Annotated in this window: 15 protein-coding genes; 7 read left to right on the forward strand and 8 right to left on the reverse strand. The window is 75.1% G+C overall.

Going from position 1 to position 14704, the window contains the following annotated elements:
• Positions 1-214: 214 nt before the first annotated feature.
• Together ACWEO5_RS21555 and ACWEO5_RS21560 are read right to left on the reverse strand one after the other, a co-directional pair.
• Entirely contained in the window at positions 215-952 is a 738-nt protein-coding gene (locus tag ACWEO5_RS21555; protein ID WP_452163907.1) for an anti-sigma factor, read from the reverse strand.
• Positions 949-1536: a sigma-70 family RNA polymerase sigma factor gene (locus ACWEO5_RS21560; RefSeq protein WP_344550377.1), complete on the reverse strand. Its 588-nt coding sequence runs from the start codon at positions 1534-1536 to the stop codon at positions 949-951. The genes ACWEO5_RS21555 and ACWEO5_RS21560 overlap by 4 nt, the downstream gene beginning before the upstream one ends.
• A 219-nt stretch (positions 1537-1755) precedes the next feature.
• Between ACWEO5_RS21560 and ACWEO5_RS21565 the strand changes: the two genes are divergently transcribed.
• Positions 1756-3384 (forward strand): molybdopterin-dependent oxidoreductase, encoded by a 1629-nt coding sequence (locus ACWEO5_RS21565; RefSeq protein WP_452163908.1) that lies wholly within the window; start codon positions 1756-1758, stop codon positions 3382-3384.
• A 51-nt stretch (positions 3385-3435) separates the two neighbouring features.
• The gene (locus tag ACWEO5_RS21570) at positions 3436-4080 is read left to right on the forward strand and encodes a fasciclin domain-containing protein (protein ID WP_452163909.1); all 645 of its coding nucleotides are present in this window, start codon (positions 3436-3438) and stop codon (positions 4078-4080) included.
• A gap of 252 nt (positions 4081-4332) precedes the next feature.
• On the opposite strand, the gene ACWEO5_RS21575 is transcribed toward ACWEO5_RS21570, so the two are convergent.
• The gene (locus ACWEO5_RS21575; protein WP_452163911.1) at positions 4333-4740 is read right to left on the reverse strand and encodes an SsgA family sporulation/cell division regulator; all 408 of its coding nucleotides are present in this window, start codon (positions 4738-4740) and stop codon (positions 4333-4335) included.
• Between the two features lie 205 nt (positions 4741-4945).
• Between ACWEO5_RS21575 and ACWEO5_RS21580 the strand changes: the two genes are divergently transcribed.
• The 3 genes from ACWEO5_RS21580 (at position 4946) to ACWEO5_RS21590 (ending at position 8290) form a co-directional block, all read left to right on the forward strand.
• A complete protein-coding gene (locus ACWEO5_RS21580; RefSeq protein ID WP_452163912.1) occupies positions 4946-6415 on the forward strand; it encodes an SMI1/KNR4 family protein in 1470 nt (489 codons plus the stop codon).
• 157 nt (positions 6416-6572) lie between these two features.
• The gene (locus tag ACWEO5_RS21585) at positions 6573-7658 is read left to right on the forward strand and encodes an S-(hydroxymethyl)mycothiol dehydrogenase (protein ID WP_344557607.1); all 1086 of its coding nucleotides are present in this window, start codon (positions 6573-6575) and stop codon (positions 7656-7658) included.
• The gene (locus tag ACWEO5_RS21590; protein ID WP_452163913.1) at positions 7658-8290 is read left to right on the forward strand and encodes an MBL fold metallo-hydrolase; all 633 of its coding nucleotides are present in this window, start codon (positions 7658-7660) and stop codon (positions 8288-8290) included. Before ACWEO5_RS21585 ends, ACWEO5_RS21590 begins: the two co-directional genes overlap by 1 nt.
• 27 nt (positions 8291-8317) lie before the next feature.
• Here ACWEO5_RS21590 and ACWEO5_RS21595 read toward each other — a convergent pair whose 3' ends face one another.
• From ACWEO5_RS21595 to ACWEO5_RS21610, 4 genes are all read right to left on the reverse strand, one after another.
• The gene (locus tag ACWEO5_RS21595; RefSeq protein ID WP_452163914.1) at positions 8318-8923 is read right to left on the reverse strand and encodes an AAA family ATPase; all 606 of its coding nucleotides are present in this window, start codon (positions 8921-8923) and stop codon (positions 8318-8320) included.
• Between the two features lie 39 nt (positions 8924-8962).
• The gene (locus ACWEO5_RS21600) at positions 8963-9169 is read right to left on the reverse strand and encodes a ferredoxin (protein WP_344557602.1); all 207 of its coding nucleotides are present in this window, start codon (positions 9167-9169) and stop codon (positions 8963-8965) included.
• A gap of 26 nt (positions 9170-9195) precedes the next feature.
• Complete coding sequence (locus tag ACWEO5_RS21605) at positions 9196-10386, reverse strand: cytochrome P450 (protein ID WP_452163915.1); 1191 nt, start codon at positions 10384-10386, stop codon at positions 9196-9198.
• 297 nt (positions 10387-10683) lie between these two features.
• Positions 10684-10992 carry a hypothetical protein gene (locus tag ACWEO5_RS21610; RefSeq protein WP_452163916.1) on the reverse strand — a complete coding sequence of 103 codons (309 nt, stop codon included), beginning with the start codon at positions 10990-10992 and terminating at the stop codon, positions 10684-10686.
• Between the two features lie 338 nt (positions 10993-11330).
• Here ACWEO5_RS21610 and ACWEO5_RS21615 point away from each other — a divergent pair, with 338 nt between their 5' ends.
• A complete protein-coding gene (locus ACWEO5_RS21615) occupies positions 11331-11915 on the forward strand; it encodes a TMEM165/GDT1 family protein (RefSeq protein ID WP_452163917.1) in 585 nt (194 codons plus the stop codon).
• A gap of 77 nt (positions 11916-11992) precedes the next feature.
• On the forward strand, positions 11993-13003 hold the full coding sequence (locus ACWEO5_RS21620; protein WP_452163918.1) for a phosphotransferase family protein: 1011 nt from the start codon (positions 11993-11995) through the stop codon (positions 13001-13003).
• Between the two features lie 18 nt (positions 13004-13021).
• On the opposite strand, the gene ACWEO5_RS21625 is transcribed toward ACWEO5_RS21620, so the two are convergent.
• Complete coding sequence (locus ACWEO5_RS21625; protein WP_452163919.1) at positions 13022-14614, reverse strand: M4 family metallopeptidase; 1593 nt, start codon at positions 14612-14614, stop codon at positions 13022-13024.
• Positions 14615-14704: the final 90 nt, after the last annotated feature.

The following is a 14704-nucleotide window of genomic DNA, read 5'->3' on the forward strand; positions in this document are numbered from 1 at the left end:
CACACTTAAACCACAACCACCCAAACCGATATTGCTAGGTTTGTGAATGGAGTTCATACGTGTGATATACCCATCCCCCCCCGGCACCCGCGCCGGGCGGCGCCGGTCACGGCCGCAGACCGGCGACCGACGACCGGCGACCGACGACCGGCGACCGGCGACCGGCGACCGGCGACCGGCGACCGGCGACCGGCACCGTCCGGCTCCCGCCGCCTCAGCTGAACGGCAGCAGCAGCACCGGCGCCCCGCTCGGGTGCGCCGACCCGCCGGCCGGTTCGAGCGTGACGCCCACGCCCGCCGCGCCGTCGAGCGCGCCGGTGAGCAGCAGGGTGCCGCTGCCGGTGGGCAGCAGACCGGCGGGGCGCATGGTGCCCGCGTCGTCGTACCAGAGTTGGTAGGTGCGGTCGGGGCCCGGGGCGGGGAGGCCGGCGGCGAGGAAGCCGGCCTGGCCGCGGGTGCCGGACCAGACGACGGTGCCGGTGCCGCCGCCGGGGGTGGTGGCGGTCGCGGTGCGGGCGTCGGGTGCGGTGAGCAGGGCGGTGACGGTCTGCTGCTGGCGGGCCAGCGTGGTGGCGCGGTCGCGGGCCAGCTCGGCCTCGTGGTGCTGCTGGACGGCGACCGCGCCGGCGCCGAGGGCGAGGGCGAGGCAGGCCGCGAGGGCGAACTTCGTCGCGTGGCGGGCGAGTCGGCCGCGGGCCGGGGCGGTCCGGGCGACCGGCGGGGCTTCCTGCCGGACGCCGGGCAGCGCGGCCAGCACCCGGCCCTTGAGCGCTTCGGGCGGGGTGACCGCCTCGGCGGCGCCGAGCCGGGCCAGGGTGGCGGCGAACTCGGCGGTCTCCTGGGCGCAGGACGGGCAGTGGTCGAGGTGGCGTTCGAAGTCGCGGTGTTCGTCGGGGCCGAGCGCATGGGTGGCGTAGGCGCCGGTGAGGGTGTGCGGGTCGAGGGTGTTCACGCGCCCACCCCCAGGCAGTCGCGCATCCGGATCAGGCCGTCGCGCATCCGGGTCTTGACGGTGCCGAGGGGGGCGCCGAGCACCTCGGCGACCTCGGGGTAGCTGTAGCCGCGGTAGTAGGCGAGCGTCAGTGACTCGCGCTGGAGTTCCGTCAGCGTCTTCAGGCAGCGTCGCACCTGCTCGCGCTCCAATCGTCCCTCGACCTGTTCGGCGACCTCGTCGTACGGGGTGCCGCCGTGGTTCGCGGTGGCGACCCGCCGGTCGCGGTCGGCGGCGGCCTGCGCGGAGCGCACCCGGTCGACGGCGCGCCGGTGCGCGATGGTCAGCACCCAGGGCAGCACCTCGCCGCGTTCGGCCCGGTAGCGGGCCGCGGTGCGCCACACCTCCAGCAGCACCTCCTGGGTGACCTCCTCCGACTGCGCCGGATCCCGGAGCACCCGCCGCACCAGGCCGAACACCGGCCCGGCGACGGCGTCGTAGAGCGTGGCGAACGCGTCCTGGTCGCCGCGCACCACGCGGGAGAGCAGCTCCCGCAGGTCGGGCCCGGGCCGGCGCGGCGGGGCGAGTGAGACAAGGTGGCTCATCCGGCCACCCCGCCTTGGACGTTCCTGCGCTGCACCACGGGCACCTGGGCCTCCCCTGCGGCGGCCGGAACTCCCGGCCGCGACGACTCGACAACACGACTGCACCCCTGTTCGTCACGGTCGCCCGTGCGGATTGCCCGCGCCGCCGAACCACTTCGCCGCGGCCGTTTCCCCGACTCTTCCGCGACTCGCACCAATCCGGGCCCCACCGCCCGCCGAATGCCGGGTGTGGACAACGAGAACCCCCAGCGCCGCCCCGGCCCGGTCACCGGCGCCGCCCTCGGCCTGGCCGCCGCCGTCGCGGCGCTGGGCGCGGGCGAGTCGGCCGCACTGGCGACCGGGCCCGCGACCTCGCCGGTGGTGGCGGTGGGCGCGGCGGCCGTCGACCTGGCCCCGACCGCCCTGAAGGAGTACGCGGTACGGGAGTTCGGCACGCACGACAAGGCGGTGCTGCTGGCGGGCGTCCTGCTGACCACCACGCTGCTGGCCCTGGCGGCGGGGGTGCTGACGCTCCGCCGACCGGTCGCGGGCGCGGCCGTGTTCGGCGCGTTCGGACTGCTGGGCGGGTGGGCGGCGCTGTCCCGGCCGGCCGCGGCCGCGGGCGACTGCGGCCCCTCGCTGGTGGCCGGTGCGGTGGGCGCGCTCGCGGCCGCCGCCCTGGCCCGCCTGCTGCACGCCGCCGCAGTCGACCCGCCCGCTGCTCCCCCCGTCGACCCACTGACGGCCGCACCGCCCGGACGCGTCGTCACCCGGCACCTGCCGGGCCGCCGCACCGGCACCCGGCGCACCGTCACCCGCCGCACCGCGCTGGCCGCGACCGCGGGCACCTTCGCGGCGGGCGCCACCGCGGGCCTGGCCGGGCGCCTACTGGCGCAGCCCCCGTACGACACGGCGGCCGTCCGCGTCCCGCCGCCCGCCCGTCCGCTCCCCCCGCCGCTGCCGGCCGTGCACCCGAACGTCGCGGGCCTGTCCCCGTTCACCACCCCGAACGGTGACTTCTACCGGGTCGACACCGCCCTCACCCTGCCCCGGATCGACCCGCGCAGCTGGGCGCTGCGCATCCACGGCCTGGTGGACCGGCCGCAGTTGCTCACCTTCGACGACCTGCTGCGCGAACCCCTCGAAGAGCTCGACCACACCCTGTCCTGCGTCTCCAACGAGGTCGGCGGCCCGTACGTCGGCACCGCCCGCTGGCTGGGCGCCTCGCTGCCCGCCCTGCTGCGCCGCGCCGGGGTCCGCTCCGGAGCCGACCAGCTGGTCGGGCGCTCGAAGGACGGCATGACCATCGGCACCCCGCTGGAGTCCGTCCTGGACGGCCGCCGGGCCCTGCTCGCCGTCGCCATGAACGGCGAGGCGCTGCCGCCCGCGCACGGTTTCCCCTGCCGCAGCGTCGTCCCCGGCTTCTACGGCTACACCTCCGCCACCAAGTGGCTGATCGACCTGGAGGTCACCACCTTCACCGCCTTCGACCCGTACTGGGTGCGACGCGGCTGGGACCGCACCGGCACCGTCCGCACCGCCTCCCGGATCGAGGTCCCCGCACCGTTCGCCAAGGTGCCCGCCGGCCCCGTCGACATCGCCGGCACCGCCTGGGCCACCCACCGCGGCATCGCCGCCGTCGAGCTCCGGATCGACCAAGGCCCCTGGCAGCGAGCCGAGTTGGCCGCCGACGCCGGGCCCGACCTGTGGCGGCAGTGGTCGTACGCCTGGACGGACGCGACCCCCGGCACCCACCGGATCGAGGTCCGCGCCACCGACGCCACCGGCGCCGTGCAACCCGAACGGCGCGCCGACCCCTTCCCCGCCGGGGCGACGGGCTGGCACAGCACCGTCGTCACCGTGCACTGAGACCGCTTGACCCCTCCGTTTCGCAACCCACCTCCCAGAAAAGGCACGTCCATGCGCATTTCGCTGCTCCGCTCCCGCCCGTTCGCCGCCCTGCTCGCCGCCGGGTCCCTGGCCCTCACCCTCGGCGCGTGCAGCAGCTCGGGTTCCGCCACCGACAGTGCGGCCCCGGCCGCGTCCTCCGCCGCCTCCTCCCCCGCCGCCGCGTCCCCCACCACGGTCGCCGACGGACCGTTCGGCGCGGCCTGCGCCGCCGTGCCGAAGGACGGCGCCGGATCCTTCACCGGCATGGCCAAGGACCCGGTCGCCACCGCGGCCTCCAACAACCCGCTGCTGTCCACCCTGGTGACGGCCGTCAAGCAGGCCGGCCTGGTCGACACCCTCAACTCCGCGCAGAACATCACCGTCTTCGCCCCCACCAACGACGCCTTCGCCAAGCTCCCCAAGGCCGACCTGGACGCCGTCCTGGCCGACAAGGCCAAGCTCACCAAGCTGCTGACCTACCACGTCGCCCCGGACCGCCTCTCCCCCACCGCCCTCCCCGGCAAGCACCCCTCCCTGGAGGGCACCGACCTGACCGTCAACGGCTCGGGCCAGGACTTCACCGTCAACGACGGCGCCAAGGTCCTGTGCGGCAACGTCCAGACCGCCAACGCCACCGTCTACATCGTCGACACCGTCCTGATGCCCACCTCCTGACCCCCACCCGGCTCCCGGGCCGTCAAGCCGGGCAGCGGGCGCCGGTCTCGGCCTGACGTGCTGACAGCCGCGCTGTCAGCACGTCAGGCCGCCACTGCCACCGCCGGCACGGCCGTCCCGTCGCCAGGCGCCAGGCGCCCGGGGAAACGACGCCTCGGGAAGCCGTGCACACCTGCGGCCGTCTTGCGCAGGTCGGTGGCCCGTACCGCCCGCACGTGCACCTTCAGCGATTCCGAGGCGCTTCGAGGGACTTCAAGAGGCTTCCAGGACGCGGGCGATCAGGCCGTCCACGTCCAGGTGGTCGCATTCGTGGCCGGACGGGACGAGGGCGTAGCACTCGACCAGGAAGCCGGTGACGATCTCGGCCGGGATGCTGACCACCGCTTCCCCGGTGCCGCCGTGCAGGGTGACCAGGACCTCGTCGGCGGCGCCGGGGCGGACGGTGACGTCGCCGTGTCCGGCGGGGGCGAGGCGGCCCTCGTTGAGCAGGTCGCGGCCGAACACCCACTCCACGGCGTCGATCCGGCCCACCGGCGGGAAGACCAGCCGGACGGCGTAGGGCAGCGAGGTGTCGAAGTGCAGCCCGGCCTCCACTGCCAGGTCGGGGTGCGGGCTGTGCGGGAGCGTGACGGCGGTGGACCAGCAGGTGGCGACGGCCATGTGGGGTGGCTTCCTTCCGGGCGGCGGCGACGGCGGTGCCGAAAAGCTGACGGCACGAGCCCGACTACCCGCCGGGCCCGGGGATCCGCGCATCGACGCAGAACCTTCACCGATACCCTGCGCTCACCACACGAACGGCCCAGCCCGGTGACGGTGGGACGTGCTGGAGTAGGGCCCGTCGATCATGGCGGAGGAGAGGACCGAAGTGAGCGTGGACCGGGTGCAGTGGCGGGAGTTCCTGGAGCTGTGGAGCACCGAGTGGATCACCGCGAAGCAGGCCGACCCCGAGGAGGGCCCGGTCGACCCCGAGGTGCTCCGGGACGGCTGGCTCGGCTTCTCCCCCGCCACCGAGCCGGAGGTCGCCGCCGCCGAGGCCCGCCTCGGCCGCCCGCTGCCGCCCTCGCTGCGCGAGTTCCTGCTGGTCACCGACGGCTGGCGGGAGACCGGCCCGTTCATCGAGGAGCTGGCCGGCACCACCGGGTTGGACTGGCTGCGGGACACCCCGGAACGCCACTGGATCGACATCTGGGAGGAACTGGCCGGCCTGTCCGAGGACGAAGAGGACGAGGACGAGGACGCCGGGGACGCCGGGGAAGAAGAGGACGAGTACGACGAGGTCGCGGTCGCCGAGGCCCGGATCCTGGCCCGTTCGCTGCGGCTGTCCCTGGCAGGTGACGCCGCGGTGCTGCTGCTCGACCCGGAGGACGTGGACGCGGACGGCGAGTGGGCGGGTTACTGGCTGGCCTCCTGGTCGGGCGAGGGGCTGCAGCGCCACGCGTCCTTCGCCGAGCTGGTCCGCGCCCAGTGGCGCACCATGCACGCGCTCGCCCAGCCCGCCGGGCCGACCCGGGACCACTGGGACGCCGAGGTGGAGCGCGGCCGCCGGGCGGCGCTCGCGGGCGAGCTCGACCTCGCGCTGGACCTGTTCGGGCAGGCCAAGGAGTTCGGCCGGCCGCGGGCCCGCCTGCTGCTGTTGCAGTTGCGGTTGCTGCTGGACGGCTGGCGGACCGGGAAGAACGGGATCCCGTGGAGCCTGCGGGACGCGAAAGTGTTCCTGGCCGAGCCGCTGCTGTCCGAGGGCTTCCTGCCGCTGCTGGTCCGGCTGGTCCGGGAGGCGGACGGGCACGAGCCGTACGCCCTGGACAAGCTCCGCGAGAACGGCCCGCGGGTGCTGCGCGCGGCGCTCGCCGAGTACGAGGCGATGACCGCGCCCGGTTTCCGGTTCCGCTACGGGCCGCCGGAGTTCGACGCGGCCGTGCACGCGGTGGCCGACGGGCTCGCCGCCCACCTGGAGGAGCAGCGGGCGGCGGCCGAGCGGGCGGCCCGGCCGGTCGGGGAGTTCCGCTCCGAGGTGACGACCATGCACTTCATCGTGCCGTCGAACTCCACCCTCCGGTACAGCGGGTCCTGGGCCGGGGTCGCCCCGGGGACCACCGACCCGGCCGGGGACGAGCCCGCCCCGCTGGGCCCCGGCCCCCACTACGGCCGGCCCGGACCGGAGATCGCGCCGGAGGTCGCCGAGCGGGCCTGGTCCGAGCTGCTGGCGGCGCTGCCGCTGTGGCGCCCGGCGGGCCCGGACCACCTGGCGCCGGTCTCGCTGCTGGCCGATCCGCTGCTGGGCGAGCTGATCACCCCGGAGCGGGCCCGGGCGCTGCTCTCCCTCCCCCGGGGCTGACCGCCCCGCCCGGCGCGCGTGGCGCCTCCCCGCCGGAGGCGGCACGCGTGCCGCAGGTCCGATCGGGCGACTTCCCTGCTGAAAGGGCGTAAGTTCGCTGCTGGGCGGCGTCCAGTGCCGGGCGCCGCCGTTGATCGAGTGAGGACGGGTACCGAAGATGGCTCAGGTTGTCCGGGGTGTGATCGCGCGTGCGAAGGGGGCGCCGGTGGAGGTGGTGCCCGTCGTGGTGCCGGATCCGGGGCCGGGTGAGGCGGTGGTGAAGGTGCAGGCGTGCGGGGTGTGCCACACGGACCTGCACTACCGGGAGGGCGGGATCAACGACGAGTTCCCGTTCCTGCTGGGGCACGAGGCGGCGGGCGTGGTGGAGTCGGTCGGCGAGGGCGTCGAGGACCTCTCGCCGGGTGACTACGTGATCCTGAACTGGCGTGCGGTGTGCGGTCGTTGCCGGGCGTGCAAGCGCGGCCGGCCGTGGTACTGCTTCGCCACCCACAACGCGAAGCAGAAGATGACGCTGGAGGACGGCACCGAGCTGTCCGCGGCGCTGGGCATCGGCTCCTTCGCGGAGAAGACGCTGGTCGCGGCGGGCCAGTGCACCAAGGTCGACCCGGCGGCGTCGCCGGCGGCGGCCGGTCTGCTGGGCTGCGGGGTGATGGCGGGCCTGGGCGCGGCGATCAACACCGGGCAGGTGGGCCGGGGCGACAGCGTCGCGGTGATCGGCTGCGGCGGCGTGGGCAACGCGGCGGTGGTGGGCTCCCGGCTGGCCGGGGCGGGCACGATCATCGCGGTGGACGTGGACGACCGCAAGCTGGCCACGGCGCAGCGCCTGGGCGCCACCCACACCGTCAACTCCCGTGCGGTGGACGCGGTGGAGACGATCCGCAGCCTGACCGGCGGCCACGGCGCCGACGTGGTGATCGACGCGGTGGGCCGCCCGGAGACGTACGAGCAGGCGTTCTACGCCCGTGACCTGGCGGGCACGGTGGTGCTGGTGGGCGTGCCGACGCCGGAGATGAAGCTGGAGCTGCCGCTGCTGGACGTGTTCGGGCGGGGCGGCGCGCTGAAGTCGTCCTGGTACGGGGACTGCCTGCCGGAGCGGGACTTCCCGATGCTGATCGACCTGTACCTGCAGGGGCGGTTGGACCTGGACGCGTTCGTCAGCGAGACGATCCCGCTGGACGGCGTGGAGGAGGCGTTCGCCCGGATGGAGCGCGGCGAGGTGCTGCGCTCGGTGGTGGTGTTCTGATGGCGGCGCGGATCGAACAGCTGGTCACCTCGGGCGAGTTCAGCCTGGACGGCGGCACCTGGCAGGTCGACAACAACGTGTGGATCGTCGGTGACGACAGCGAGGCGGTGGTGATCGACGCGGCGCACGACGCGGCGGCGATCCACGCGGCGCTGGGCGGTCGGCGGCTGCTGGCGGTGGTCTCCACCCACGCGCACAACGACCACGTGGACGCGGCCCCGGCGCTGTCGGCGCTGAACGGCGGCGCCCCGGTGCTGCTGCACCCCTCGGACCAGGTGCTGTGGCGGCAGACCCACCCGGACCGCGAGCCGGACGCCGCGCTGGCGGACGGTCAGGAGATCCCGGTGGCGGGCACGGTGCTGACGGTGCTGCACACGCCGGGGCACAGCCCGGGCGCGGTCAGCCTGTACGCGCCGGAGCTGGGCACGGTCTTCACCGGTGACACCCTGTTCGCGGGCGGCCCGGGCGCCACCGGCCGGTCGTTCTCGGACTTCCCGACCATCGTCGAGTCGATCCGGGAGCGGCTGCTGACGCTGCCCCCGGAGACGGTGGTGCGCACCGGGCACGGCGATTCGACCACCGTCGGCGCGGAGGCCCCGCACCTGGCGGAGTGGATCGCCCGCGGCCACTGACCCGGTCCCGCGTCGCTCACCCGTCCCTCACGCGTCCCCGAACCGGATCCCGGTGAGCCGTTCGCGGGAGGCCGCGTCGGCGAGCAGCACCGTCCGGGCGCCGGGGAACGCCGCCCGTCCGCGCCGTTCCAGTCCGGCCAGCAGCCGGGCGGTGCGCCGCACGTGCAGCCGGAAGGTGCGCGGCGCGGCGGTGCGGGCCCGGGCGTGCTGTCCGGCGAGGGCTTCGGCGGGGCGGACGGCGAGCAGCACGACGTGCAGTTCGCGTCCGCCGCGCCGGGCCCAGTGCGCGAGGGCCCGGCGCATCCACCAGCGGCTGCCGCAGTCGTGCACCAGCAGCGGGCCGGGGCGGCGGAACGCGGCGCGGGTGCGCAGCAGGTGCAGCAGGCGCACGGCGGGCCGGTAGAGGGGGTAGGGGACGGCGGCGGGCACCCTGGCCTGGCAGGCGAGCCGGGTGGTGCGGGGGTCGATCAGGGTGGCGGGGGCGTCCCAGCGGCGCAGCAGGGTGGACTTGCCGCTGCCGGGCACGCCGCCGACCACGACCACGGCGCGCGGTCCGTAGTGGAGCACCAGCGGTCCGCCCGCGCGGCCGCGCAGGTCGGTGACCCCGCGCGGGACGAACCCGGTGTCCTGCACGTGCTCTCCCCGTACTCGCCGCGGTGCCGGCTGGGCAGCCTACCGGGGCGGGTCCTCCTCCAGTCGGATCGCCCCTCCGGGGCAGGCGGCGACGGCGTCGGCGACCTCCCGGACGAGGGCGGCGGGCGGGTTGGCGTCGAGCAGCAGGACGGTGCCGTCGTCCTCGCGCTGGTCGAACACCTCGGGGGCGGCGAGGACGCACTGTCCGGCGCCGCAGCACCGGTCGGGGTCGACGTGGACGAGCACGGGGGGCCTACCTTTCGGGGCGGGGGTCACCAGGTGACGGGCAGGGAGTCGATGCCGTAGACGGTCATCTCGTGGCGGAAGCGGATCTCCTCGAAGGGCACGGCCAGTCGCAGTCCGGGCAGGCGGCGCAACACGGTGTCGAGGGCGATCTCCAGTTCCAGCCGGGCCAGCGGCTGGCCGAGGCACTGGTGGACGCCGAAGCCGAAGGCGAGGTGGCGGCGGGTGTCGCGGGTGAGGTCGAGGGCGTCGCCGTCGGGGTAGCGGTCCCCGTCGCGGTTGGCGGTGTTGAGCTGGCAGATCACGCCTTCGCCGGCCCGGATCAGGACGCCGCCGATCTCGATGTCCTCGACGGCGACCCGGGTGACGCCGCTCTGCACGATGCTGAGCCAGCGCAGCAGTTCCTCGACGGCGGCGGGGGTGGCTTCGGGGTGGGCGCGCAGGTGGGCGAGCTGGTCGGGGTGCTGGAGCAGGGCGAGGACGGAGAGCGCGGTCATGTTGGCGGTGGTCTCGTGGCCGGCGATGAGCAGCAGGCGGCCCATCGCGCCGATCTCCTCGGTGGTGAGTTCGCCGCGGGCGACCAGGCGACTGAGGATGGCGTCGTCGGGTTCGGTGCGCTTGCGGTCGGTGAGGGCGTCGAGGTAGTCGGTGAGTTCCTGCTGGGCGGTGACGACCTCCTCGATCGGGCTGTCGCGGCGCAGCAGGGTGCGGCTGCAGCGCTGGAAGAACTCGTGGTCCTGGTAGGGGACGCCGAGCAGCAGGCAGATCACCAGGGAGGGCAGCGGGAGGGCGAACTCGGCGACCAGGTCGGCGCCGGTGCGGCCGGTGGTCATGGTGGTGAAGAGGTCGTCGGCGACCTGCTGGATCGCGGGGCGCAGGGCGGCGGTCCGGCGGATGGTGAAGTCGCCGGTGAGCATCCGGCGCAGCCGGTGGTGCTCGGGGTCGTCCATCCGGATGAAGGACGCCTTGCCGGCGCCGATGTGGCGGGCGGCGGCGCTGAGGAAGGGGAAGCCGGGGCGGGTGGCGTCGGCGCTGAGCCGGGGGTCGGCGAGCAGGTCGCGGGCGTCCTGGTGGCGGGTGACCAGCCAGGACGGGCTGCCGTCCCAGAGGGCGACGCGGCTGACCGGCTCGTCCTGCCGGGCCTGCTGGTAGGCGGGCGGCGGTGCGAACGGGCAGGTGCCGCGCGGGGCGGGGTGGGTGGTGGGGACGGCAGTGGCCATGGTGGGTCCCTTCCCGGGGCCCGGTCGGCGCGCGGGCCCGGTCCCGGGTGCGGGGTCGGGGGTGCGGCGGGCGGGCCCGGCAATTGAGTGCCTCGGGCAACTAACTCACCGTCACGCTAACTCGCGGTCCGTGCCCAGGAGAAGGACGCCGGGCCGCCGGGCCGCATTCTGTCCGGATCCCGGCCCGCTCGGCGGGCCGTCGCACCGCCCGCCACCAGGCATGTCCATGCCGCCACCGGCCGCCGCCGCCCGCCCGCACGGTCGAGAACGGGCCACCGGTCCGGCGCCGTCCCGCCGTCAGCCCTCGGGACGCACCTCCTCCTCCGGGTGGATCCGGCGGGCCCGGCCGGGTTCGGCGGTGGTGGCGTTCCCCTGCTCGCTCTCCGGCCGGTCCTCCTCGGGCCCGTCGTCCTGCGCCGTCTCGTGCTCCCGGCCGTCGTCCCGGCCGTCGTCGGCGCTCCGCTCGGCGTCGCGCTCGAAGCGCCAGCCCTCGCTGCGCCGGTCGTGGCGGACGGTCGGCGGCCGGCCCTCCGCCCGGTAGTCGTCGCCCGCGTAGTCGGGCCCGTGGGGCACGCCGCCCGCACCGCCCTGCGGCATCTCGTCCATCTCCTCGCTCCCTTCGGTCCGGCCCCGCGCGTGCCCAGGGCCCGGCGGTCCACACCGGGACGGGGGCGGCTTTACCCGCGCTTTGCCGATCCCCTAGACTCGCCGGAGCGAAGGGGAGTAGTCCCGAAACACCACCGGTCGACACACTGGACGGCTCGCCCGTCCCGGCCCGTGGGTCGCGGCAGGCCGCTGCCGCGACGGACGAGACCTTCGGCCCCGTGCATGACCCTGCCGCACCCACCGTGCGGGAGGTCTCGTCGTGCCGGGCCGAGAGGTTCGCCCGTCGCCCGCCCGGTGCCGTTCGAGCTCGCGGCCCGGCCCCTGCAGAAAGCACTCCGATGTCCTTCGACCCCCTGGCGATGCTCACCGCCTTCGGGCTGATCTTCCTCGCCGAACTCCCCGACAAGACGATGTTCGCCTCACTGGCGATGGGCACCCGGATGCGCCCGCTGTACGTCTGGTTCGGGACCTCGGCGGCCTTCCTCGTGCACGTCGCCCTCGCGGTCGGCGCGGGCAGCCTGCTGAGCCTGCTGCCCGGCGTCGCGGTCAAGCTGGTCTCCGCCGCGCTGTTCGGCTTCGGCGCGTTCGTGCTGCTGCGCTCCGGCGGCGACGATGACGACGAGGAGGGCGGCGCGCGGACCGTCACCGGCTTCTGGCCGGTCTGGGGCACCGCCTTCATGACGGTGTTCATCGGCGAGTGGGGCGACCTGACCCAGATCACCACCGCCAACCTGGCCGCCACCAACGGCTGGCTGCCCACCGCGATCGGCTCCGCCGCCGCCCTGATGTCCGTCTCCGCGCTGGCCCTGCTGGTCGGTCGCTTCATCGCCAAGCGCGTCCCGCTGCGCACCGTGCAGCGGGTCGGCGGCCTGTGCATGGCCGTGCTGGCCACCTGGACCCTCATCGAGGCGTTCACCGGCTGACCCGGCGCCGGGCGGGGCGCGGCCGGAGCCGGGAAAACCGTTCCGGCCGCGCGCCCGCCCGGTGGGAGACTGCGCCGATGGACACCGCGCACCCGCCGCACCGCTCGTTCGCCGACGCCCGCTCGCTGGCCCCCGTCGTCCGGGAGGCCTTCGGCACCGACCGCCGGATCACCGCCGTCGACCGGCTGCGCGGCGGCACCAGGAAGGGCGTCTACCGGGTCGCCCTGGACGACGGCACCAGCGCGGTCGTCTACCTGTGGAGCGCCGACGAGGACTACTGGAGCGGCCTGCTCCCGGACGGCCACGACGAGCCGGCGCACCCGTTCTCGCACGCCTCCGGCCTCGACCCGCTGGAGGCCGCCACCCGCCGCCTGGCCGCCGTCGGCGCCCGCGCCCCGCGCCTGCTGTTCACCGACCGCACCGGCCGGCTCCACCCGGCCGAGCTGGCCGTCGCCGAGGACGTCCGGGGCGGCACCCTGGAGTCCCTGCTGGAGCGCGACCCGGCGGCCGGACGGCGCGCCCTGGCCGAACTGGCCGCGGTGCTGGGCCGGATGCACGCCCACCGCGCCCCCGCCTTCGGCCGGGTGGCGTGGCTCGACGCCGGCGGCGCCCCGACCGGCGACAGCTGCGAACGGGCCTACCGGGACCGGGCGCTGGTGAACCTCGCCACCGCCGTCGCCCACGACCCGCGCGCCGCCGCCGCCGAGTCCGAACTGGCCGGGAAGCTGCACGCCCTGTACGCCGGGGTCGAGCCGCGCGCCGGACTCGGCGTGGTGCACGGCGAGTTGGGTCCCGAGCACGTCCTGATCGGACCGGCCGGCGAACCCGTCCTGATCGACGTCGAGGGCCTGCTGTACGCCGACCCCGAGATCGAGCACTGCTGGACGCGGCTGCGCTTCGGCCCGCACTACGAGGCGCTGCGCGACCCCGCCCTCGACCCTCGCCGGCTCGCCTTCTACCGGTACGCCATGCACCTGGACCTGGTCGGCGGCCCGCTGCGGATCGCCGCCGGCGACTTCCCCGACCGGCAGTGGATGCTGGACGTCGCCGACCACCACCTGCGCCGGGCCCTGGCGTACCGGGCCTGACGCCGGGTCGGCGGCGGGTCAGGAGACGGACACCGCGCTCCAGGCCGCGCCCACCGCCGCGTACTCGGCCGAGCCCGCGCCGTACAGGTCGCGGGCGGCGTTCAGCGAGGCGGTGCGGGCGCCCTTGTAGTCGGTGGTGGAGGTCATGTAGACGGTCAGCGCCCGGTACCAGATCGCGGCGGCCTTCTGGTTGCCGATGCCGGTGACGGTCGAGCCGTTGCAGGTCGGCGAGTCGTAGGCGACGCCGTTGACGGTCTTGGCGCCGCTGCCCTCGCTGACCAGGTAGAACCAGTGGTTGCCGACGCCGGAGGAGTAGTGCACGTCGAGGCGGGCGACCTTCTTGCTCCAGCAGTCCGCCGAGCCGCCGTCCAGCGAGGGCCGGTCGAAGCGGCGCAGCCACGGCGGGGTGGACTGGTCGCTGAACAGGTAGTCGCCCTTGTCGACCGCGTTGTTCGCGTACCACTCGACCATGGTGCCGAAGATGTCGCTGGTGGACTCGTTCAGGCCGCCGGACTCGCCGCTGTAGCGGAGGTTGGCGGTGGCGCTGGTGACGCCGTGGGTCATCTCGTGGCCCATGGTGTCGAGGTCGACCTGCTCGGGGTCGGTGCTGCCGTTGCCGTCGCCGGTCATCATGCAGAAGCAGGCGTCCGACCACTGGGCGTTGTCCCAGTCGGTGCCGACGTGGACGAAGACGGTGGCGCCCTTGCCGTCGTTCTTGATGCCGCTGCGGCCGAAGGTGTTCTTGTAGTAGTCGTACGTCCAGGCGGTGTTGGCGTGCGCGTCGACGGCGGCGGTGGCCCGGTCGGTGGAGAACTTCCGGCCGTCGCCCCACACGTCGTCGGCGTCGGTGTAGAGCGTGCCCGAGCCGGCCTTGACGCTGTTGGCGGAGAGGTTGTGCGCGTCCCTGGTGGTGTGGCCGCGGACGGGGTCGATCAGCGCGTAACCGCCGTCCGCCTGCTGGGTGGTGGCGAGGGCGACGTCGCCGGTGTACTCGGAGTGGCCGGTGCCGGTGGCGGAGTGCTCGGCGTCGTAGCTGTCGATGGCCGCGCCGGTGGTGGCGTCGGTGACCACCACCCGGCCGGCGGGCTGGCCCTGCTTGCCGGTGCCGCTGACGGTGGTGCGCCAGGCGAGGCGGGCGGTGCCGTCGGCGGCCCAGACCACCAGTTCGGGGGTCGAGACGGCCCCGGATATGCCCGGGGCCTGCCGCAGCGCCTCGGCGGCGCCGCGCTGGGCCGGGACGGCCGGGCGGGTGGTGGGCACCGCCGGGTCGTGGCCCGCGGCGCGGGAGGAGTCGGCGAGCCGGCCGCGCGCGTCCTGGTGCACCACCAGGTCGCCGCCGACCACCGGCAGCCCCTGGTAGTCGCGGTCGAAGCGGACGTGCTGGGTGCCGTCCGGGTCGAGGACGACGTCCTTGAGGACGAGCTGCTGGCCGGGGCCGTAGCCGAACAGGTCGGCGTGCCGGGCGACGTTGGCCCTGGCCCGGGCGACGGCCGCGTCCCGGCCGGTCGCGGCGGCAGCGCTGCCGGTGGTGACGGCGCTGAGCAGGAGGGCGGCGGTGGCGGCGAGGGCGGCCGCGCCGAGGGCGCGGCGGTGCGCGGAGGAGGGGCTCACGCGGGACTCCAGTCGGGGTAGCTGAGGGGTAGCCGACCGAGATCCTGACCGTGAACAGACAAACAATTCTATTTAACAGAACGGAACGTG

The organism is Kitasatospora sp. NPDC004272 (genome assembly GCF_053603035.1).

Excerpts from the sequence above, each read along its gene's own strand:
- ACWEO5_RS21560 (WP_344550377.1), bottom strand. The coding sequence starts at position 1,536 with ATGAGCCACCTTGTCTCACTCGCCCCGCCGCGCCGGCCCGGGCCCGAC.
- ACWEO5_RS21565 (WP_452163908.1), top strand. The coding sequence starts at position 1,756 with ATGCCGGGTGTGGACAACGAGAACCCCCAGCGCCGCCCCGGCCCGGTC.
- ACWEO5_RS21570 (WP_452163909.1), top strand. The coding sequence starts at position 3,436 with ATGCGCATTTCGCTGCTCCGCTCCCGCCCGTTCGCCGCCCTGCTCGCC.
- ACWEO5_RS21575 (WP_452163911.1), bottom strand. The coding sequence starts at position 4,740 with ATGGCCGTCGCCACCTGCTGGTCCACCGCCGTCACGCTCCCGCACAGC.
- ACWEO5_RS21585 (WP_344557607.1), top strand. The coding sequence starts at position 6,573 with ATGGCTCAGGTTGTCCGGGGTGTGATCGCGCGTGCGAAGGGGGCGCCG.
- ACWEO5_RS21590 (WP_452163913.1), top strand. The coding sequence starts at position 7,658 with ATGGCGGCGCGGATCGAACAGCTGGTCACCTCGGGCGAGTTCAGCCTG.
- ACWEO5_RS21605 (WP_452163915.1), bottom strand. The coding sequence starts at position 10,386 with ATGGCCACTGCCGTCCCCACCACCCACCCCGCCCCGCGCGGCACCTGC.
- ACWEO5_RS21610 (WP_452163916.1), bottom strand. The coding sequence starts at position 10,992 with ATGGACGAGATGCCGCAGGGCGGTGCGGGCGGCGTGCCCCACGGGCCC.
- ACWEO5_RS21615 (WP_452163917.1), top strand. The coding sequence starts at position 11,331 with ATGTCCTTCGACCCCCTGGCGATGCTCACCGCCTTCGGGCTGATCTTC.
- ACWEO5_RS21620 (WP_452163918.1), top strand. The coding sequence starts at position 11,993 with ATGGACACCGCGCACCCGCCGCACCGCTCGTTCGCCGACGCCCGCTCG.